The following is a 20,893-nucleotide window of genomic DNA, read 5'->3' as shown; positions in this document are numbered from 1 at the left end:
GGTGACGTCATACAAGAACGCACCGACCCGCACCATCGCGGTCGGCGGAGGGACCTTCGCCTACCGCGAGCTCGGTCCCCAGGGCGGCGTCCCGGTGGTCTTTCTCCACCACCTCGCCGCGGTCCTGGACAACTGGGACCCTCGGGTCGTCGACGGCATCGCCGCCAAGCGGCGGGTCGTCACGTTCGACAACAGGGGCGTTGGCGCATCTACCGGGTCGACGCCGCGGACCATCCAGGCGATGGCCGAGGATGCCGTCACCTTCATCCGGGCGCTCAGGTTCGAGCACGTCGATCTCCATGGCTTCTCGATGGGCGGCATGATCGCCCAGGCCATCGCGCAGACCGAACCGCGACTCGTCCGCAGGCTGATCCTCACGGGCACCGGTCCCGCGGGCGGCGAGGGCATCAAGAACGTGACCCGGTTGTCTCATCTCGACACCGTCCGAGGACTGCTCACTCTTCAGGACCCGAAGCAGTTCCTCTTCTTCACCCGCACCGCCAACGGGCGTCGGGCCGGAAAGGAGTTCTTGGCCCGCCTGAAGGAGCGCACCCACGACCGGGACAAGGCGATCTCCCTCACGTCCTACTTTGCCCAGCTCAAGGCCATTCACCGCTGGGGGCTGGAGCGGCCTCACGATCTGTCCGTCATCCACCAGCCTGTGCTCGTCGCCAACGGCGACAGCGACAGGATGGTGCCGTCGAAGAACTCGGCCGACCTGGCGCGGCGAGTGCCGAACGGCGAGTTGGTGATCTACCCCGACGCGGGCCACGGCGGCATTTTCCAGTTCCACGAGCAGTTCGTGGAGACGGCTCTTGAGTTCCTCGAGCGGAAGTAGGTGCCAGGCACGGTTACCGCGGCGGCAGGCGGCCACCCTGCCGCGGATTGACCGCCCCCTCAGCGCATGAAGGTGAGGGCGTTCTCAATTCCCTGCTCAAGGACCTCATCGGCGAACTTACGGTCGGAGAGGGCACGGGACAGTTGCAACGTCCCCACCATCATGGTGAAGAGCCCGATGGCCTTGCCGCGAGCGGACTGCGGATCCTCAGGTGCCAGGCGGGCTGCGATCTCTTCCACGATGGCCCTCGCACCGTCGGTGTAGGCCTGCTTGGTCCCGTCCCCGCAGCGGCCGATCTCGTCGAGCAGGGCGGCGGAGGGGCATCCGACGCCGGGGTGGTCACGGTGCTCAGGCGACAGATACTCGCGAACGAGGTCCTCGAGCCCCGGGCGGCCGGTCCGCAGCGTGCCGTATCTGGCCACCTGCGTGCTCAGTTCGTTCGCGACGACGGTGGCGACGAGGTCGTCCTTGGAGGCGAAGTGGGCGTAGAAGGCGCCGTTGGTGAGCCCGGCATCCGACATCAGCGTGGAGACGCCCGAGCCGTCTATGCCGTCCTGCTTGAACCGATGTCCGGCCTTCTCGATGATCCGTTGCCGCGTCACCTCCTTGTGCTCCTTGGCATAGCGCACCACGAGCTTCCTCCATTCGCTCCGTTTGGCCCAAGCCTATTCTATGATATGACGTACGTAATATCATTAGAGCTTGACGATCATCTTCCCGGTTGTCGAAGCCGTCCACCACGGTCTCCTGGTAGCGGAGCTTGCCCTCGCCGAGCCAGCCGCCGACCTCGCGGACGAAGTCCGGCTGCAGGTCCAGCTCCTCGGTCACCATGAACGCCAGCATCTTCGAACGCGTCACGGACGGGTTCCACAGGTTGCGCGGCCCGACCACCTTCTCGCCGTTGTACTGGGAGACCATTCCGCACAGCCCGTTCGTGGCGGCGGCGGTGGAGGTCAAGTCGCCCGAGCATCCGGCGAGCCTGGTCGCCCGCCGCGGCAAGGAGCGCTGACCGCGTTCTTCCAGCAGGAGGCCGAGCGCGGCGGCGCCGAGGACCCCGCCTTGCTGGCACGGCAGCTGACCGTCGTGTTCGACGGATCCAGCGCGCGGGCGGTCGTGCAGGCGCAGGGGCTCGACGGCCTCGCCGTCGCGACAGCCGGTGCCCTGCTCGACGGCGCCGGCATCCATCCGTGATCACCAGCGGGGGGCCGTAAGGTCACCCGCCGCGCCATGCGGAACCATTCAGAGCTCGAAAGCCTGTCCGTCGCGCCACGAGAAATGGCACCACACCCGCTGCCCGTCCCGCCGGACCTCAGGTGGCTCCGCCTCACCGCACCGCTCGGCCGCCTGCGGGCAGCGCGGGTGGAAGCGGCAGCCGGGCGGGACCCGCAGGGGGCTCGGGGGTTCGCCCGCGAGCCCCCGAGCCACGGTGCCGGAGCGCCGCCGGTGGCGGGAGGGGACCGCGTCGAGCAGGACGCGGGTGTACGGATGCCCCGGCCGTGCGAAGACCTCCGCGACGGGCCCCTCCTCCACGATGGACCCCAGATACATGACGGCGACGCGATCGCACAGCCCCCGTACGGTCGCCAGGTCGTGCGAGATGAACAGCACCGTCAGCCCGAGCCGCTCGCGCAGGTCGCTCAGCAGGTTGAGCACGGAGCCCGCCACCGACGCGTCGAGCGCGGCCACGGCCTCGTCGGCGACCAGCACCTCCGGCTCGACGGCCAGGGCGCGGGCGATCGCGACGCGCTGGCGCTGACCTCCGGACAGTTCGCGCGGGAGCGCGTGCGCCTGCCGTTCCCCCAGCCCGACCATCTCCAGCAGCTCCCGCGTCCGGAGCCCGACCTGCCCGGCGGGGACGGTGCGATCCCGGCGCAGCGGCTCGGCGAGCGTCTGCGACACCGTGCGGCGCGGGTCGAGCGAGGAACCCGGATCCTGGTAGATCATCTGTATCCGGCGGCGCATGCCCGGCGGGCGCCGCGCGGGTACGGGCACGCCGTCGAGCAGTACGCGTCCGGCGGACGGGGGAGCCAGGCCGACGATGGCGCGCGCGAGCGTGGACTTGCCGCAGCCGCTCTCGCCGACCAGGCCCAGGATCTCGCCCCGGCCCAGCTCCAGGTCGATCCCGTCGACCGCGCGGACGCGCCGCTGCCGCAGCAGCCCGGTCCGTACGGGGAAGTCCACGACGAGTCTCTCCACCCGCACCAGCTCGCTCATCTGTCCTCCAAGGTGTGCACGCAGGACGACCGGTGCCTGCTGTCGAGCCCGTCGACGCCGGGGACGAGGCCCGCGCAGGCCGCGACGTGGTGGGCGCAGCGCGCCAGGAAGCGGCAGGCGGAGGTGTAGTCGGCCGGGGCGGGCGGGGAGCCCGCGATCGGACGGAAGCGGCCGATGGGCCCGTCGAGCGTGGGGACGGCGTCGATGAGGGCTCGGGTGTACGGGTGCCGGGGCCGGTCCAGGACGTCCGGCGCCGGCCCCATCTCGATGATCTGGCCGGCGTACATGACGGCGACCACGTCCGCGATCTGGCGGATCACCGCGATGTCGTGGCTGACGAAGACCATGCCGAGTCCCCGGTCGGCGCGTGCGGCGTCCAGCAGCCGCAGGATCTCCGCCTGCAGCGTCACGTCCAGTGCCGTGGTCGGCTCGTCGCACAGCAGCACCCGCGGGTCGGTGGCCAGCGCCAGGGCGATCGCGACGCGCTGGCGCATGCCGCCGCTGAGTTCGTGCGGATAGGCGCCGAACCGCAGGGCGGGGTCGGGGACGCCGACCGAGGCCAGCAGCTCCACGGCCCGTCGCCTGGCCGCGGCCCGTGAGGTGGCGGTGCGGCGGCGGACGATGTCGGCGATGAAGGCTCCGACGCGGGCCGTGGGATCGAGCGAGGCGTGCGAGTCCTGGAAGACCATCGCCAGCCCGCGCCCTGCCGCCTGCCCGGGAGGGACGGCGTGGGGTGCGGCCCCGGCCCGCGGGCTCAGGCGGATCTCGCCGCCGGTGCGTTCGACGCCCGGTGGCAGCAGTCCCATGGCGGCGCGCAGGGTGAGCGACTTGCCGCACCCCGACTCGCCGACGATGCCGAGGCACTGCCCGGCGCCGACCGCGAAGGAGACGCCGTCGAGCACGGTCGGCGCCGGGCCGTCCCGGCGGACGGCGAGCCGCAGTCCGTCCACTTCGAGCAGCGGATGCGCGCTCATCCTCGCGCCTCCCCTCGACCACGGACCCGACCACCGAGCCGACCACCAACCTGACCGCCGACCCGACCGCCAAGGCGGTCGCCGAGCCGGTCGCCCAGGGCGGCGATGCTCGATCCGAGGATCACGATCGTCAGACCCGGGAACGCCGCCAGCCACCAGTGGCTGCGCAGGAACAGCTGGGCCTCCGACACCATCGCGCCGAGCTCGGGCGTACCCGCCTTGACACCGAGCCCGAAGAACGACAGGACCGCGATGCCCTGCAGCGCCATCCCCATGTCGGTGGCCAGGTAGACCAGCGACTGGCGCAGCGCGTTCGGCAGCACGTGCCTGAACAGCACCGCGGTGTGCGACAGGCCGAGCAGGTAGCCGGCCGAGACGTAGTCGTGTTCCCGCACCCGTCGCACCTCGGTGCGGATGAGCCGCGCGTACACGACCCAGCCCAGCACGCTGAACGCGACCAGCAGCGACGCGGTGCCCGGACCCAGCACGAACACGAAGGCGATCAGCAGCACGTACACGGGCAACGCCTGGAAGATGTCGGCCACCCAGCGCAGCGCGGCGTCCAGGACGCCGCCGCGGTAGCCGGCCACCGCGCCGATCAGCGTGCCGGCCAGCATCGGCAGCCCCGCGGCGAACACCATCAGCAGCAGGTCGGTACGGAGCGCGAACAGCAGCCGCGACAGCACGTCCCGGCCGAGCGCGTCCGTGCCGAGCAGGTGGGCGGCGCTGGGCGGCTGGAGCTGGTCGAGCGTCAGCAGGGCCGGGTCGGCCGGAGCCAGCAGCGGCGCGAGGACGGCGGCCAGGATCGCCAGCGCCAGCAGCCCGGCGGCCGCCGAACGGGTCCAGCCGGACGCGCGCGGTCTCACCGGTACGGCGGCGTCCAGGACCGGCGGCGGAGTGGTCATCGCCATGTCGTCCTCGGATCCAGGAGGGCTACCGCCAGGTCGGCGAGCAGGTTGATCCCGATGATGGCCGCTCCGAAGATCAGCGTGAGGGCCTGGACCACCGGGAAGTCGCGCTGGCTCGCCGCGTTGACCATCTCGGCCCCCAGCCCCGGCAGGCCGAACGTCTGCTCGACGATGACCGCGCCGAACAGCAGCGCGGCGGCCTGGACGGCCAGCAGCGTGACGGCCGGCGGCAGCGCGTTGCGCAGCAGGTGACGCCGGATCAGCGGCCACCCGGACAGGCCCAGCGACCGGGCGGTCGTCACGTGGTCGGCGGCGAGCACCTGGCGCAGGCTCGCGGCGCCGCTGCGGGCCAGCAGCGGCATCGCCGCCAGGCCGATCGTCAGCGAGGGCAGGACCATCGAGCGGAGCCGGTCGCCGGTGTCCTCGCCGAAGCCGCCGACAGGCAGCCAGCCCGTCCGCAGCGCCAGCACCGAGGCCAGCATCAGGCCCACCCAGAAGGGCGGGCAGTTGAGGATGACCGTGAGCGAACGCGCGCACACGCGGGCCGCGGGCGAGCGCGGGCGCAGCGCCATCAGCAGCGCGGCGGGCACCGCCAGCACCGTGCTGACGATGAGGCCGCCGAAGAGCAGCCACACCGTCACGGCGGCGCGCTCGCCCACGATGGTGGCGATGGGGATCCCGGTACGGTTCGACCGGCCCAGGTCCCCGCCGGACAGATTCACCACGTATGTCCAGAACTGCGCGAGGATCGACTGGTCGAGCCCGAGATCGTGGCGGACCCGCGCCACCTGTTCGGCGCTCGCCCGCGGCCCGGCGATCACCCGCGCGGGGTCGCCGGGCATCAGCTGCTGGAGCAGGACGACGATGAGCAGCAGCGCGACCAGCACCGGCAGCACCTGGACCAGCCTGCCCGCCACGAAGCGCAACCGTCCGGCGGGCATGCTCACGCCGCCCAGAGCAGGTCGGCCGGATAGGACAGGAAGGGGGTGACCTTGAGGCCCTTCACCTTGGGGGAGACGGCGAAGAGGCGGTCGGGGAAGGCGGTCGGGATGTAGGGCAGGTTGTCATGGATCCAGGTCTCGGCCACGCGCACCGCCTCGGCCCGTTCCTGGTCGGTCCGGGCGACCTCCAGCCGGGCGAAGGCGTCGGAGATGGTCTTCATCGGCAGGCCGGAGTACAGCCCGCCGGTGGCCACGATGAGGCCGAAGATGTCGCCGACGGTCGGTGAGACGCTGCCGACCTCGCCCAGCGACAGGTCGTAGGTGCCCTTCGCCTGCCGGTCGACGAGTACCTGCACCTCCAGCTTCTGCAGGTCGACCTCGATGCCGGCGGCCCGCAGCAGCGCGGCGGCGGTCTCGCCCGCGCGGGTGGAGAACGGTGTCGTGGCGTCCACCACCAGCTCCACCTTCGTCCCCGGCCGGTAGGAGGACTGGGCCAGCTCCTGCTTGGCCTTCTGCACGTCGCTCTCGTACACGCACCCGCACCCGGCCGAGCCCTGGACCCGCGGCGGCAGCCCGCCCGTGGCCGGTACGGCCAGACCGCCGAACACCGCCCGGATGTAGCGGGCGCGGTCGATCGCCAGGCTGACCGCGCGCCGGAAATGCAGGTCGTTGCCCGGTTGCCGGGCGGCGTTGACGAAGATGCCGTGGATGGTCGCCGACGGATGGACGATCACCTGCTCGCCGCGCGGAATCTGGCTGGCCAGGTCGAGCGGCACCGCCTCGATGGCGTCGGCCTGGCGGCTCTGGTAGCGCAGCAACTGCTGGTTGGGGTCGGCGACGACGTCGTAGGTGAGGCGGTTCAGGTAGGGGCGCGCGGGGTCGTGGTAGCGCGGGTTGCGTTCCAGTACGAGCTGCTGGCCCGGCCGGTAGGAGGCCACGACGAAGGGGCCGGCGCCGATCGGCTTGGTGAAGAAGTCCTTCCGGCTCATCCCGCCGAAGTCCTTCGGCACGATGACCGAGGAGCCGTTGCTGAGCCAGGTGAGCGTGAACGTGCTCGCCTTGCTCATCTTGATGACCAGGGTCCGCGGGTCGGGTGTGGCGGTGCCGGTGATGGCGGCGTACAGCGTGCCGAGGGACAGTCCCTTGCGCCAGAGCTCGACGGAGAAGGCGGCGTCCTGCGAGGTCAGTGGCCGGCCGTCGCTGAAGGTCAGCCCGGGACGCAGCGTGAAGGTGATGGTCTTGGCCTTGGCGTCGAGCTTCCAGCTCTGCGCCAGGCCGGGTTCGATCGACGTGCCGTCGGGCGCGTAGCGCACCAGGCCCTCCATCACCTGCGGCAGGGTCTGGAACGTGGCGAGCTGGATGGCCTTGTCGGGGTCCCAGCCGTCGATGTCGGACGCGCGCAGGATCGTCAGGCTCCCGCCGCGTTTCGGCGTCCCGCCGTCACGGGGCGCTGCGTTCCCGGCGGGCGCGCCGCAGCCTGTGGCCAGCAGGGCCATCACCAGCAGGACGCGTCCCGCTGCCTTCCCTCGCATCATGGGCAATCACCATTTCGAACGATCGATAGATTAAGTGGGGGTGGCGCGGTACTCCCGAGCTCAGGTGGCCGGTGCTCAGCGCAGGCTGGCCATCACGTGTTTGACGTGCGTGTAGTCCTCGAGCGCGTAGGCCGACAGGTCCTTGCCGTGGCCCGACTGCCCGTAGCCGCCGTGCGGCATCTCCGAGGCGAGCGGGACGTGGTCGTTGATCCAGACGCAGCCGAAGCGCAGCGCCCTGGACATGCGCAGGGCCCGCCCGATGTCCCGCGTCCAGACCGAGGCGGCCAGGCCGTACGGCGTGCCGTTGGCCAGCCTGATCGCCTCGTCCTCGTCGCCGAAGCGCTGGACGGTGATGACCGGCCCGAAGATCTCCCGCTGGATCAGTTCGTCGTCCTGCCGCAGCCCGGCGACGACGGTGGGCTCGAAGAAGAAGCCCGGCCGGTCGGCGGCCCGGCCCCCGGTGACGACCTCCGCGTGGCCGGGCCGGCGCTCCAGGAAGCCCGCCACCCGCTCCCGCTGGCGCAGGGAGTTGAGCGGGCCGAGCGTCGTGTCCGGCGCGCTCATGTCGCCCATCACCAGCTCCTTGGCCTTGGCGGCCAGCCCGGCGACGAGGTCGTCATACAGACCGGGCGCGGCCAGCACCCTGGTGGCCGCGGTGCAGTCCTGCCCCGTGTTGTAGAAGCCGGCGCCGGAGATGATCTCCAGAGCCGCCTCCAGGTCGGCGTCGTCGAACACCACGACCGGCGCCTTGCCGCCGAGCTCCAGATGGGTGCGCTTGAGCGTACGGGCGGCGTGCTCGGCGACCCACCGGCCGGTCTCGACGGACCCCGTGAGCGAGACGAGGTCGACGTCCGGGTGCTCGACCAGGGCCGCGCCCGGCTCGTTGCCGCCGACGACGACGTTGAGCACGCCGGGTGGGAAGATGTCCGCGGCGATCTCGGCGAGCCTGACGGTGGTCACCGGTGTCGTCGGGGCGGGCTTGAGCACGGTCGTGCACCCGGCGGCCAGCGCGGGGCCGATCTTCCACACCGCCATCATCATCGGGTAGTTCCACGGGGTGATCTGGCCGACCACGCCCACGGGCTCCCGGCGGATCATCGAGGTGTAGCCGGCCACGTACTCGCCGGCCGCCTTGCCCTCCAGGCAGCGGGCGGCGCCGGCGAAGAAGCGCAGGTTGTCGGCCATCGTGCCGATCTCATCGCTCTTGACCACGTGCAGGGGCTTTCCGGCGTTCGCCGACTCCAGTTCGGCCAGTTCGGCGCCGTGCTCCTCGATCGCGTCGGCCAGCTTGAGCAGCGCGAGCGCGCGTTCGCCCGGGGTCGTGGCGGCCCAGCCGGGAAAAGCCGCCCCGGCCGCGGCCACCGCCCGGTCGACGTCCGCGGGCCACGATCGCGGGGCGTGCGCGATCGTCCGGCCCGTCGCCGGGTCGAGCACGGGCGCCGACTCGCCGTCGAGCGGATCGGCGAACGCGCCGTCGATGAAATTACCGATCTCAATCATGTCGATCTCCCAGCGTCATGGCGCGGCGGCGCAGCTCCACTTTGTCGATCTTGCCGATGGGCAGCTTCGGCAGCTCCGCCGCCAGCCGGAACACCTTCGGCACCTTGTAGTTGGCCAGCCGAGCGCGGGCGTACTCGCGCAGCTCACCCGCCGTGACCGGCCCGCTCGGCACGACGAAGGCGTGCCCGACCTCGCCCCAGCGCTCGTCGGGCACGCCGACCACGGCGGCCAGCGCGACGGCCGGATGCTCCTCGATCGCGGCTTCGAGCTCGCGGGGGTAGACGTTGTAGCCGCCCGACTTGAACATCTCCTTCAGCCGTCCGACGAGGCGAATGTGGCCGCCCGCCTCCTGCACCGCGAGGTCGCCGGTGTGGAGCCAGCCGTCGCCGTCGATCGCCGCCCGGGTGGCCTGCGGCGCCCGCCAGTAGCCCCGGGTGATGAAGTCGCCCCGGATGAGCAGCTCGCCGGCGCTGGACGTGGTGCCGTCGGGGCGGCGCAGCGTGACCTCGTAGTGCGGATCCACCCGGCCCACGCTCCAGGCCAGCACCTCCAGCGGGTCCTCCGGGTCGGTGTAGGTCACCGAACCGGTCGACTCGGTGAGGCTGTAGCTGGTGGCCAGCCGCGCGCCCGTCTTGGACAGCGTCTCCAGCAGGCTCTGCGGCGCGGCGGCCCCGCCCCACAGGATGTACTCCAGCGAGCCGAGCTCGCACTGGGACCACTCCGCCGTTCTCACCATGGCCAGCAACTGCGTCGGAACGCAGTACAGGTGCGTCAGGCGCTCGCGCTCCACCATGCGCAGCGCGCCGGCCGGGTCGAAGCGCCGCATGTACACGACCGTGCCGCCGGCGGTGAGGATCGAGGTGCTGATGTCGCCGAGCCCGCCGATGTGGTTGAGCGGCAGGTCGCACAGCTTGCGGGGCGCCTGGCCGTACCACCGTCCCGCCTGCACCGCGCCGCAGTGGGCCAGCCCCCAGTGCGGGACGAGCGCGCCCTTGGGCCTGCCGGTGCTGCCGGAGGTGTAGATCATCGCCGCCGGATCCAGCGGCCGGACCCGCTCGCGGGCGCCGGCCAGCAGGTCGCCGGGCACGTCCGCGCCGGCGTCGAGGAACTCCTCGTAGGAGACCGACAGCCCGTCCACCGCGCGGTCAAGGGTCACCACGCGGGCCGGCCCCAGCGACCGCAGCGCGCTCAGCGTGGCGTCCTCGGCGTCGAGCATGCCGAACAGCAGGGCCGGCTCGCTGTCGGCGACCACGTGGGACAGCTCGGCGATCGTGTACTTGGGGTTCAGGCCCACCCAGACGCCGCCGATGCTCGCCGTCGCCAGGAAGACCACGAAGCATTCCGGCTGCGGGTGGCCGAGCAGCGCCACCCGGTCGCCGTGCCGCACGCCGGCGGCCAGCAGCGCGGCCGCGCAGCGGTCGACGTCCTCACGCAGCCGCTGGTACGTCCAGCGGCCGTGCTCGCCGACCAGCGCCTCGCGGGCCGGGCGGTGCGTGGCCCAGTGGCCGACGTAGTCGGTGATGCGGGCCAACCGTGGAACGCTCATACCGGCACCGCCTCCTGGCGGGCCGACAGCAGCCGTCTGGCGTTGTCGTGCAGCAGCGCGTCCAGCGTCTCGGCCCGCAGGCCGAGGCCATGCCACTCCTCCAGGGCCCGCAGGTGCGGGAACACCGGCCAGTCCGTGGCGAACAGCACCTGGCCGCGCAGGACCCGGTCCATGAAGCGCAGCATCATCTCCCAGCCCGATCCCGGCACGCCGAGGTACTTGGGGGCCAGGCCGCCGAAGTCGACGAGCACGTTCGGGTGCCGCCGCGCCACGGCCACGATCTCCGGCACCCAGGGCCAGGCGCCATGGCAGGCGATGAGCGTCGCCTCGGGGAAGTCGCAGGCGACCTGGTCCAGGCGGACGGGCCGTTCGGACTCGATCGGGTGCCGGCGCGAGTAGTTGACGCCCGTGTGGATGCCGATCGCCAGCCCCAGCTCGGTGGCCTTGGCGTACACCGGGTACAGCTGCCGGTCGTCGATCGCGTGGCCGAAGAACGACGGCTGCACGTTGATCCCCGCCAGCCCCAGCGCGGCCACCCGCTCGACCTGGCGTACGGCGCGCATGATCGACAGGGGCTCCAGCGTGACCGTCCCGAACCCGGAGAACCGGTCGGGCCGCAGCCGCACCTGCTCGGCCACCTCCTCATTCAGCGCGTCGGCGTAGTCGCCGTGCTCGTACTCCGCGTGCAGCACGGCGTGCCCGACCCCGGCCTCGTCCATCTCGGCCAGTAACTCGCCCATGCCCTTGTGCCAGCCGTCGCCGATGTCGAGGACCGCCTCGTACTGGGTGTAGACGTCGCCGCCGGCCGCGAGCGGCGGGCGTGCGGCGCTGGGCACCCGTACGCGGAAGTCGATGATCGTCGAGGAGAGCGGGGCGGTCAGATCCATGAGGTGTTCCTCCCGGCGGATTCGATGGTCATGGGCATGCTGGGCCTGCGGTGACGCCACGGGTGGGCGCGTTCGAGCTGGCCGGCCAGGGCCAGGACCGTGCCGTCACACCATCTGCCGCCGATGAGCTGGACGCCGAGCGGCAGGCCGCCGGGCTGTTCCACGAGCGGGATGGAGATGGCGGGCAGGCCCAGCATGTTCGCCAGGGCCGTCAGCGAGGCGGTCTCCTCCGCGCGCCGCAGCGGCAGCCACGGGTCGGCGTCCTGCCCCTGCCACAGCGCCCCCTCACTCGGCGCCAGAACCGGGTTGGTCGGGGTGAGCAGCACGTCGACGGCCTCCCACGCCCGGTACATCTCCGCCGAGCGCCACTGCAACTCCAGCATGGTCCGCACGTACGTCAGCGAGTCGGTCTCACGGGCGGCCTGGCGAAGGGTCCGGTTGAGGGGCTCGGCCGCCGACTCGTCCACGACCGCGCAGTCGGCCGAACCGGTGGCGTAAAGGATCTCGAAACGGGGCTGGAACCAGTCGGGGTCGAGTCCCGGAATCGACTGCTCGACCACCTCGTGCCCGAGGTCGGCGAGCAGGTCGGCGGCCCGGCGGGCCAGGGCGACGGCCGCGGGGTGCACCTCGGCGGGGAAGGCGGGCTGCAGGTTGAGCCCGACGCGCAGCCGCCGCGGATCACGCTGGGCCTGCCGCCGGTAGGGCTCGTCGGCCGGGGGAGCGCTGTACCAGGTGGACTGCGGGGCCGCCGCCAAGACGTCCAGGATGGCCGCGGTGTCCAGCACGGTACGGGTGAGCACGCCCTCGGTTGCGAAGCCCTCCATGTAGTGCGCGTCGGACGGGACGCGTCCGCGGCTCGGCTTCAGCCCGACCAGCCCGCAGAAGCTGGCGGGCTCGCGGATGGAGCCCGCCCCGTCGGATCCGTGCGCGACGGGCAGCAGGCCGGCCGCCACGGCCGCGGCGGCGCCGCCGCTGGAACCGCCCGGGCTGCGGTGCAGATCCCAGGGGCTGCGGGTGACGCCGTGGCGCAGCGACTCGGTGACCGACACGGTGCCGAACTCCGGCGACGTCGTCGCGCCCACGAACACGAAACCCGCCTCCCGCAGCGCCTTGACCGCCGGCGCGTCGGCGTCCATCACGCGGTGCTCGACGGCGTTCGAGGCGCTGCACAGGGGCCGGCCGCGGACCGGGTGCAGATCCTTGATCGCGATGGGCACGCCCAGGAACGGCGGCAGCGGCCCGCCGGCCGCCACCCGCGCGTCGGCCGCGTCGGCCACCTGGCGGGCCTGGTCATGCTCGACGTGGCAGAACGCGTTCAGCGCGGGATCGAGCGCGTCGATGCGCGCCAGGTAGCCTTCCAGGACCTCGCGCGCGCCGGCCTCGCCGGAGGCGATCCGCCCGGCCAGTTCGGTGGCGCTCGGCCACCCTTCCGGCCCGGTGCCGACCGGCTCCGGGAGGCTTGTGGTGTCTGTCATCGTCTCTCCTAAGCAGTCGAACGATCGCTCAAATAAGCGCCTACGTCAAGGCATGCCGCGTCAGAGGGTGGCCTCGACCTCGCCCAGCGCATCGTCGAGGACATCGAGGAACAGCTCGCAGTCCGCGCCGGTCAGCACCAGGGGAGGCTTGATCTTGAGAACGTTGTCAGCCGGCCCGTCCGTCGACAGCAGCACCCCGCGCGCCTTCACCGCCTCCTTGACCGCGCCCGCCTGCGCGGTGGCCGGCAGCAGCCCGTCCAGGCTCAGCTCCACGCCGAGGAAGAGCCCCTCGCCCCGGACGTCCCCGATCAGCGGATGGCGGCCGCTCAGCCGCCGCAGCCCGCGCAGGAGCTGCTCGCCGCGCCGGCGCGCGTGGGCCTGCAGACCCTCATCGCGTACGACGTCGAGCACGGCCAGCCCGATCTCGGCCGACACCGGGTTGCCGCCGAAGGTGTTGAAGTACTCCATCCCCGTCTCGAACGACCGCGCGATCTCCGGTGTCGTCACCACGGCGGCCAGCGGATGCCCGTTGCCCAGCGGCTTGCCCAGCGTGACGATGTCGGGCACGACCCCCTGCGGCTCGAACCCCCAGAAACTCCGCCCCACCCGCCCCAGGCCCACCTGCACCTCGTCGGTCACGCACACCCCGCCCGCCCGCCGTACGTGCTCGAACGCCTCGCGCAGGTAGCCGTCGGGGTAGACGATCTGACCGCCGCAGCTCTGCAGCGACTCGGCGAAGAACGCGGCGGGCCGCCGCCCGGCCGCCGCGAGCCCGGCCAGCCGGTCGGCGACCGAGCCGGCGTAACGCCGGCCCAGATCGTCGTCGCGGCCCGCCCGCAGCCGGCCACGGTAGGGGTCGGGCAGCTCGCAGACATGAGTGGTGTCCGGCCGGCCGCGCCCGCCGCGCCGGTCGAACTTGTACGGGCTCAAGGCGATCTGCGAGGACAGGTGACCGTGGTAGGCGTGGTCGAGGACCAGCACGTCCGCGGCGCCGGTATGAGCCGCCGCCAGCCTCAGCGCGAGGTCGTTGGCCTCGGAGCCGGAGTTGACGAAGAAGCAGACCCGCAACGGGTCCGGCAGCAGCTCGACCAGGCGGCGGGCGTACTCCACGACGGACTCGTGCAGATACCGGGTGTTGGTGTTGAGCCGGGCCGCCTGCCGATGACCCGCGGCCACCACCCGCGGGTGGCAGTGGCCCACATGGCAGACGTTGTTCACCAGGTCCAGCCACGGCCGGCCGGAGGCGTCGAAGAGGTAGGCGCCCTCACCCCGGACCAGGTGCAGCGGCTCGCGATAGGACAGGCTCATCGCCCGGCTGAGATTCGTCCGCCGGCGCGCGGCGATGCCGTCCGCCTCCCGCCGTGGCCGCGCCGCGCCCCCTCGTCCGAGGACCAGGCCGGGGTCGGTGCTGATGCCCCTCCACAGGTCCGCCTCATCGACGGGCGCGGTGTCCGGGAAGTCGGCTCCCATGCCGAGCAGGTGGGTCAGCAACTGCAGGCGCGCTCGCGTGGCGCCGGCCGTCCCCAGCGGGTCGCCGGGTGCCAGCTCGCCGCCCGGGGTGAGGTGGGTGATCGAGCTCGCGTCCAGGTGCCGGTAGAGGGTCCAGAACGGCACGCCGCCGTCGGTGCGGTGCTCCAGCACGACGGAGCCGGACGGGTGGGTCTTCACGGTGTGCACGACCGACGGGAGAGGGCACCGCACCGTGACACCCTCGCCGGTGACCAGGTCGCACCCCAGGTGGATCTCCGGCCGCCGTCCGGGTGGCTGCGCGGTCTCCTCGCCGTAGCGGGCCGGCGGGGCGTCCAGCACGGGCGCCGCCGGGACGGGCCGGGCTGAGACAGCCTCGTCCGGCGGGGCCGCGCCAGGCAACAGGGGCACGGGCCGGGCCACGCCGGACTCGAAGTGCTGGCGCACGGCCCGGGCCAGCGGGTTGGGCGCGAAGCCGACCGCGTCGCGCAGCCGGAAGTGGGCGAGGCCCGGGCTCGTCCCGGCCAGCCGCCGCAGCACCCGCGTCACACCACGCCGGCTGACCAGCAGGTAGTCGTTGGCGGGGTCGTTGGCGTGCTGGTAGGCCGACAGGCACACGCTCATCGCCAGCCGGGTACGCATGAGGTCGTACAGGACCTCGAGCTCGGCCGGTCGCAGCGGCGACACCTCGTCGTACCCGCTCACCACAGGCAGCACCGCCCGCAGCGGATCGGCGTGCCCCTGCATCGCGTACGCCCCGGCCACCGCCAGGCCGCACACGCGCGGGTTCCACGCCACGTCGCCGAAGTCGATCAGAGCGGCCACCTCGCCGCCGTCGTCCACCAGGATGTTGAGCTCGTTGGCGTCGTTGTGGATCACCTGGTGGGGCAGCGCCGCGACGCGCGGGGCGACGTGGTCGCGGTAGCGGTCGAAGACCTCGGTCACCAGCGGCCGGAGCTCGCCGTCGAGCAGCGGCGCGAGGTCCGCGACGGCGGGGGCGCCGGTCAGGTTCCACACGAGTTCGCGCCGCATGCCGGGGTGGGTGAAGTCGCGCAGCGCGTGATCGACGGCCGCCACGTGCCGGCCCAGGCCGCGCAGGCGCCGCGCCGTCGGCTCGACCTCGGCCCAGGGGCGGCCCGCCATCCAGGTGAGCACCCTGGCCGTGCGCGTGCCGTCGGCCCACGCGGCGGCGGCGGACCGGCGTCCGTCCAGGGCCGGCACCACGCGCGGGGCCGGGGGCCGCTCGCCGCCTCCTACGGCGCCCGGCTCACGCCGCGAGCCGGGCGAGGGCGACCCGGCCCGGCCGGCCAGGTGCAGCAGCACGGCGTCCTGCAGGTCGAGCTCGGCGGGGTCGGTGCCCGGGGCGTGGAGCTTGAGGACGTAGCGGTCGCCGTCCGCCGTGCTCAACCGGAAGTTGCGGTCCTTCTCCCCCGGCAGCGGCTCCAGCCGGCCCGCCAGGCCGAACAGGTCCCGCGCGAGCGTGGCCGCGCGCTCCAGCTCGTCCGCCGAGCTCGGCGACGACGCGGCCCGCCGCTCGTCATCATGGCCCGTACGCCTCACGCCGGTCTCCCCTCAAGGCCCGTTATGTTGTCGAACGATCGCTCAAATTCGTGGTGATGTCAAGACCCCGCCCGGCCCATCGGGAGGTCACACTCCCGTGGGCTTGCGGCGGGGCTCGATCGACAGCTCGACCCGCTGGAGCAGCAGCTCGGAGTCGGGGATGCGCAGGTCACCCACCTGGAGCGGGCGCCCGTCGCGGCTGGCGCCCATGAGCGAGAGCCCCATGTCGGCGAACCGCTCGCACAGCCGCGCGATGTCCAGCTCGCCGTTGGGGCGGTACCAGTGCGCGATCCCGGTCGCCATCTGCAACAGGGCCAGCCGGGCGACGTTGCCGCGATCGGTGAAGACGCCGGCACGCACTCCGGCCTCCAGCGTGTCCGCCCACACCTTCTCGTAGGCGTCGCGCAGCCGCAGGATGTCGCGCCGGGCCTGCCCGGTCAGCGCCTGGAACTCGTGGTCGGCGACCTTGGCGGCGCGCGGGTTGCGCGCGTGGAAGGCGGCGTGCACGGCGATGAGCGCGGCCAGGCGCTCGGCGGGGTCGTCGATGTCGCGGACCGCCTCCTCGCTGCTGGCCGCGAGCACCTCCATGACGCGGCGGGTGACCGCCTCCAGCAGCTCGTCCTTGGAGGAGGCGTAGTAGTACATCGCCGAGACGGCGACCCCCGCGGCCTCGGAGATGTCCCGGATGCCGGTGCCGTGGAAGCCTCGCTCCGAGAAGAGCCAGCAGGCGGTGCGCAGCAGCCGCAGCTCCGTGCGGGCCGACTGCGCCCGCCGCGAGGACGTCGCCTTCATCCGGCCGCCCTTGGTGTGCCGGCTGCCGCCCGTCTGGTTGGTGGTGGCCATGGCGCCGACTATCCCATAGCCAGGACGGTCGCGGGGTTGGTGACCGTCACCGTGATGATCTCGCTCTGGCTCATCCCCATGCGGCGCATCAGGGGGAGGGCGCTGTCGAGGATGTGGGCGTATCCGGGGCCGCCGTAACGGCGCAGGTAGACCTTCTGGCAGATGTCCTGCGCGATCAGCAGGCGCTCGCCGTGGCCGGCCTCGATCACCCGCTGGAGCCATTCGACGCGGGTGCGGTCGTTGGGGCGGCGCGCGTCGGGGTTGAAGGTGTAGTAGCTGGACTCCTGGCCGAACAGGTCGAGCTCCAGGTAGCAGCCCGTGCCCGCGAGCTTCAGCAGGTCGTCCGCCGTCCACAGCGTACGGTCGAGGTGAGACATGATCACGCGGTCCGGGTCGCCGCCCGCCTCCAGGACCACGCGCATGGCCCGCAGCGGCGCCTCGCGATGCCGGCCGGGATGGATCTGCAGCGGCGCCCCGGTCGCCGCCTGCGCGCGGCAGGCGGCGCGCAGCACCTTCTCCTCGGTGGGGTGCACCGGCCAGCTCAGGCCGATCTCGCCGATGAGCCCGGCGCGGACGCCGGTGTCGCCCACGCCGTCCCGCACGTCGGCGATGATCTCCGCGCCGATGGCCTCCACGGAGGCTTCGGCCAGCCCGGCCGGATGGTAGTCGCGGCAGTAGTAGCCGCTGCCCATCACGATGTGCACGCCGCTGGCGCGTGAGACACGGGCGAGCCCGAGGGGGTCGCGGCCCAGTCCCACCGGCGTGGAGTCGACCACCGCGCCGCCTCCGGCCGTGCGGTAGTGGATCAGCTCCTCGGCCGCGTCCTGCTCGGACAGCAGGCGCAGGTTGTCGAGGTTCAGGACCGTGCGCCGGATCCAGTCGTAGTTGTCCAGCCGTACGGGCTCGGCGACCCGGGCGCGTACGGACGCGGGCAGCTCCCGGGCGATCGTCGCCCGTGGCGCGCCGTCGTCACCGGCCACCGGCCGCGGGCCCCAGGGCTGAATGATCGCCGACATGTCGCACAGGACGTGTTCGTGCGGCTGCGTGTGGCCGAGTGCTGCGGGTTCGACATCACCGAGCACGGTACGCACACGCCGAGCCGGTCCTGCCGGAAGCTCCGCCATGCGCGTTAGTCTATCGATCGTTTGTACAAATAATCAATGCGCCGGGATCCCTGGGGAGGTCGCGGGAGACCTGCAGCACCGGGCGTTCAGGACGGCGGGTCCTCGGTGGCCGGCATCGTGAAGAACCTCAGGAACACCGGCCGCGCGCCGGGCGACGCGTCTTCGGGCGCACGGCGGAATCTGGACAGCAGTTCCATGTACGCCTCGAAGAGCTCGTCGAGCTCCTCCCGGGTCAGGTGAGTGAGCCCGCGCGACGCCTTCGCCCACTCGCCGTAGCGCCGATGGTCTCTGAAGAAACGCCGGGCGAGTTCCAGCTCCTCGTCGACCTTGAACTCGGTGATCTCGTCGAGGAGCTTCTGCGACTCCTCGTCCAGCTCACCCGCCGAGGGCCACCTCAGGTCGCGGCTGATCTGCCGCCACCAGCGCTCCCTTCCGTTCGACCGCTCGGGGATGTCCTCGATGAACCCGTTGTGCTCAAGCTGGCGCAGGTGGTAGCTGAGCGTCCCGGTGTTCTCGCCGAGTGCCCGGCTGAGCGTGGTGGACGTGGCCGGGCCGTGGATGCCGAGATGCCGCAGGATCCGCTGGCGCAGCGGATGGCCGAGCGCCTTGAGCGCACCTGGATCACTGAGCTGCCGGACCGCCGGTCTGTTCGCCACGCTGCGAGCTTACAACCCCTCACCGGATTGCAGAACTTTCGCTGCAGCATTTCTTCTGCAATACTCCGTCGCGATGATCCTGATGCCACCACAAGGGGACATTTGGGACGCACGACACGGGGAGTGAACACGGATGACACCAGTGGCCGCAGACGAGCAGGCATCGAGACGGCGCTCACTCGCCGCCGGACTCACGGCCCTGTGCGTGCTCGTGCTGATCGCCATCGGCGCGATCACGGACACCACCCCCACCGCGGTGAACCCGGCCGGCGCCCCCGCCCGGGAGTTCAGCGCGCGGCGGGCCTTCTCCCAGGTCGAGCGCTTCGCCGTCAAACCCCACCCCGTCGGCACGGCCGAGCACACCCGGGTGCGTGACTACCTGGTCGGCGAGCTGCGACGGCTGGGCCTGCGGCCCGAGGTGCACGAGGCGGTGGGCGTCTCCCCGATGGACGAGCGGGGCGACCCCGTCACCGCCGGCCGCGTCTTCAACATCGTCACCGTGATACCCGGGACCGCTCCCACCGGCCGGGTCTTCGTCACCGCGCACTACGACTCGGTCCCCGAGGGGCCGGGCGCCAATGACGACGGTGCCGGTACGGCGAGCGCGATCGAGACGGCCAGGGCGCTGGTCGCGGACGGCACCCGGTTGCGCAACGACGTCGTGTTCCTCATCACCGACGCCGAGGAGGCCGGGCTCCTGGGTTCGGAGGCGTTCGTCGCCGGGCACCCGCTCGCGAAGGGGCGGAGCGTGGTGCTCAACAACGAGGCGCGCGGGGCCAAGGGGCCGGTGCTGATGTTCCGGAGCACGCCGTCGAACTCCGGCCTGATCTCCATGTTCGGATCGGCGGCGCCCATGCCCGTGGCCGACTCCGTCTACGCCGAGCTCATGAAACTGCTCAACAACGACACCGACTTCACCGCCTTCGCACCCGGCAGGATGGCCGTGCTCGACTCCGCCTACGCCAACGCGGGCACCGTGTACCACAGCGTTCTCGACGACCCCGCGCACGTCGACCTGGCGGCGCTGCAGCAGATGGGCGACAACACGCTGGCGCTCGTGCGCGCGTTCGGCGCCACCGACCTGGCACGGCTGACCACCGGCAACGACCTGGTCTACTTCAACCTCCCGCCCGGCCTGCTGGTCCGCTATCCGAGCTGGGCGGCGTCCCTGCTGGGCGCCGTCGCCCTGCTGGCCGCGCTGGCACTGATCTTCCTGGCCCGCCGCCGGGGCATGGTCACGTTGCGGCGCACGCTCCTCGGCACCGCGCTCGCCCTGATCCCGATCGGAGCCGGGGTGGGCGCCGGTGTCTTCTTCTGGGACCTGCTCAAGATGATCCGGCCCGAACTCAGCGGAACCGCCACCACGACGCCGTATCAGCCGGAGCCGTTCTGGCTCGCCGTAGTGATGCTCGCGGGCACCATCCTGCTCGCCTGGTACGCGCTGCTGCGCCGTCGCGTCGGCACCGCCGAACTGGCGCTGGGCATGCTGACCTGGGCGGCCCTGATCGGTCTCGGACTCGGCATCGTCGCGCCCGGAGCCTCGCACCTCGCCGCCTGGCCCGCCCTGGGGGCGGCACTCGGCGGGCTGGCCGCACTCGGCTGCCCGCCGCGGTGGCGCGTCCTCGTCCTCGCCGCCGGTCTGGTGCCGGGCGCCCTGATCCTGCTGCCCAGCGCGTGGAACACCCTGCCGACGGGCCTGCAGTACGCGGGCTACGCCCCCATGCCCCTGGTGATCCTGTTCGGCGGCCCCCTGCTGCCGCTGATCGAGACGGTGTGGCCGCGCCGGCGTTCCCCGCTGATCCCGCTGACCGCGCTGGCCGTCTCGATCACCCTGGTGGCGGCGGGCCTGCTGGCCGAGCCCATCGACAAGGAGCACCCGCGCCGGACCAGCCTGGCTTACGGCCTCGACGCCGACACCGGCGAGGCCGTCTGGCTGACCTCGAAGTCGCCCGACCAGTGGGCCCGCCGCTATGGCGGTGCCGCCGGCCATCCGGCGGCGCAGCTGTGGGGCGGGTCCAAGCTCCTCAGCCCGGCGAAGGCCGCCGCGCTGGCGGCGCCCTCGCTGCGGGTGCTCGCCGACACGACCCGGCACGGCGTGCGAACCCTGCGCGTACGGATCCGCTCCGAGCGCGGAGCGAACACGGTCGGCCTGCGGGTGGACGGGGACACCTCGACGGTGCGTTCGCTGACCGTCGAGGGCCGCTCCATCACGGCCGATCCGGCGGGATTCGTCTTCCACGCCTCAGGGGCGGCGGGAGTCGAGGCGTCGCTGGAGGTTCCCGGCGGCAAGATCCGACTGAGGGTCACCGATGTGAGCCCGAATCCCCGTGAGCTGTCCACGCTTCCTGGCTTCATCGCCCCACCGGACTGGCTGTTCGTCGGCGACGCCAAGATCTCCGTCACCAAGGCCTACACCCTGTGACGC

The 20,893-nt window shown here is 72.3% G+C and carries 18 protein-coding genes; 4 read left to right on the top strand and 14 right to left on the bottom strand.

Annotated elements, in window-relative coordinates; genetic code table 11:
• Position 1 precedes the first annotated feature (1 nt).
• Positions 2-838: an alpha/beta hydrolase gene (locus AB0B91_RS44235; RefSeq protein ID WP_358333883.1), complete on the top strand. Its 837-nt coding sequence runs from the start codon at positions 2-4 to the stop codon at positions 836-838.
• A gap of 59 nt (positions 839-897) precedes the next feature.
• Here AB0B91_RS44235 and AB0B91_RS44230 read toward each other — a convergent pair whose 3' ends face one another.
• Positions 898-1,470: a TetR/AcrR family transcriptional regulator gene (locus AB0B91_RS44230; protein WP_358333880.1), complete on the bottom strand. Its 573-nt coding sequence runs from the start codon at positions 1,468-1,470 to the stop codon at positions 898-900.
• 197 nt (positions 1,471-1,667) lie between these two features.
• Between AB0B91_RS44230 and AB0B91_RS44225 the strand changes: the two genes are divergently transcribed.
• Positions 1,668-1,847, top strand: coding sequence for a hypothetical protein (locus tag AB0B91_RS44225; RefSeq protein ID WP_358333877.1), 180 nt, complete (start codon positions 1,668-1,670; stop codon positions 1,845-1,847).
• Between the two features lie 50 nt (positions 1,848-1,897).
• Positions 1,898-2,029 (top strand): hypothetical protein, encoded by a 132-nt coding sequence (locus AB0B91_RS44220; RefSeq protein WP_358333874.1) that lies wholly within the window; start codon positions 1,898-1,900, stop codon positions 2,027-2,029.
• 48 nt (positions 2,030-2,077) lie between these two features.
• Here AB0B91_RS44220 and AB0B91_RS44215 read toward each other — a convergent pair whose 3' ends face one another.
• From AB0B91_RS44215 to AB0B91_RS44155, 13 genes are all read right to left on the bottom strand, one after another.
• A complete protein-coding gene (locus AB0B91_RS44215; protein ID WP_358333871.1) occupies positions 2,078-3,052 on the bottom strand; it encodes an ABC transporter ATP-binding protein in 975 nt (324 codons plus the stop codon).
• Positions 3,049-4,026: an ABC transporter ATP-binding protein gene (locus AB0B91_RS44210; RefSeq protein ID WP_358333868.1), complete on the bottom strand. Its 978-nt coding sequence runs from the start codon at positions 4,024-4,026 to the stop codon at positions 3,049-3,051. Before AB0B91_RS44210 ends, AB0B91_RS44215 begins: the two co-directional genes overlap by 4 nt.
• Positions 4,023-4,931: an ABC transporter permease gene (locus tag AB0B91_RS44205; RefSeq protein WP_358333865.1), complete on the bottom strand. Its 909-nt coding sequence runs from the start codon at positions 4,929-4,931 to the stop codon at positions 4,023-4,025. The genes AB0B91_RS44210 and AB0B91_RS44205 overlap by 4 nt, the downstream gene beginning before the upstream one ends.
• Positions 4,928-5,875 (bottom strand): ABC transporter permease, encoded by a 948-nt coding sequence (locus AB0B91_RS44200; RefSeq protein WP_358334285.1) that lies wholly within the window; start codon positions 5,873-5,875, stop codon positions 4,928-4,930. The genes AB0B91_RS44205 and AB0B91_RS44200 overlap by 4 nt, the downstream gene beginning before the upstream one ends.
• A gap of 2 nt (positions 5,876-5,877) precedes the next feature.
• Complete coding sequence (locus tag AB0B91_RS44195) at positions 5,878-7,410, bottom strand: ABC transporter substrate-binding protein (protein WP_358333862.1); 1,533 nt, start codon at positions 7,408-7,410, stop codon at positions 5,878-5,880.
• 75 nt (positions 7,411-7,485) lie between these two features.
• Positions 7,486-8,910 (bottom strand): gamma-aminobutyraldehyde dehydrogenase, encoded by a 1,425-nt coding sequence (locus tag AB0B91_RS44190; RefSeq protein WP_358333859.1) that lies wholly within the window; start codon positions 8,908-8,910, stop codon positions 7,486-7,488.
• Positions 8,903-10,456, bottom strand: coding sequence for a class I adenylate-forming enzyme family protein (locus AB0B91_RS44185; RefSeq protein WP_358333856.1), 1,554 nt, complete (start codon positions 10,454-10,456; stop codon positions 8,903-8,905). Before AB0B91_RS44185 ends, AB0B91_RS44190 begins: the two co-directional genes overlap by 8 nt.
• The gene (locus AB0B91_RS44180) at positions 10,453-11,343 is read right to left on the bottom strand and encodes an amidohydrolase family protein (RefSeq protein WP_358333853.1); all 891 of its coding nucleotides are present in this window, start codon (positions 11,341-11,343) and stop codon (positions 10,453-10,455) included. Before AB0B91_RS44180 ends, AB0B91_RS44185 begins: the two co-directional genes overlap by 4 nt.
• Complete coding sequence (locus AB0B91_RS44175) at positions 11,334-12,818, bottom strand: amidase (protein ID WP_358333850.1); 1,485 nt, start codon at positions 12,816-12,818, stop codon at positions 11,334-11,336. The genes AB0B91_RS44180 and AB0B91_RS44175 overlap by 10 nt, the downstream gene beginning before the upstream one ends.
• A gap of 60 nt (positions 12,819-12,878) precedes the next feature.
• The gene (locus AB0B91_RS44170; RefSeq protein ID WP_358333847.1) at positions 12,879-15,845 is read right to left on the bottom strand and encodes an aminotransferase class III-fold pyridoxal phosphate-dependent enzyme; all 2,967 of its coding nucleotides are present in this window, start codon (positions 15,843-15,845) and stop codon (positions 12,879-12,881) included.
• An 87-nt stretch (positions 15,846-15,932) separates the two neighbouring features.
• Positions 15,933-16,688 carry a TetR/AcrR family transcriptional regulator gene (locus AB0B91_RS44165; protein WP_358333845.1) on the bottom strand — a complete coding sequence of 252 codons (756 nt, stop codon included), beginning with the start codon at positions 16,686-16,688 and terminating at the stop codon, positions 15,933-15,935.
• Between the two features lie 8 nt (positions 16,689-16,696).
• Positions 16,697-17,812 carry a hypothetical protein gene (locus AB0B91_RS44160; protein WP_358333842.1) on the bottom strand — a complete coding sequence of 372 codons (1,116 nt, stop codon included), beginning with the start codon at positions 17,810-17,812 and terminating at the stop codon, positions 16,697-16,699.
• A gap of 86 nt (positions 17,813-17,898) precedes the next feature.
• On the bottom strand, positions 17,899-18,468 hold the full coding sequence (locus AB0B91_RS44155; protein ID WP_358333839.1) for a helix-turn-helix domain-containing protein: 570 nt from the start codon (positions 18,466-18,468) through the stop codon (positions 17,899-17,901).
• Between the two features lie 133 nt (positions 18,469-18,601).
• On the opposite strand from AB0B91_RS44155, the gene AB0B91_RS44150 reads away from it, so the two are divergent.
• Complete coding sequence (locus AB0B91_RS44150; protein ID WP_358333836.1) at positions 18,602-20,890, top strand: M20/M25/M40 family metallo-hydrolase; 2,289 nt, start codon at positions 18,602-18,604, stop codon at positions 20,888-20,890.
• The last annotated feature ends 3 nt before the right edge of the window (positions 20,891-20,893 follow it).

The sequence above is a fragment of the Nonomuraea sp. NPDC049141 genome (assembly GCF_040648415.1).
GTDB lineage: Bacteria > Actinomycetota > Actinomycetes > Streptosporangiales > Streptosporangiaceae > Nonomuraea.
The sequence above is the reverse complement of the archived record's forward strand: the minus strand, read 5'-3'. Positions and strand labels throughout refer to the sequence as shown.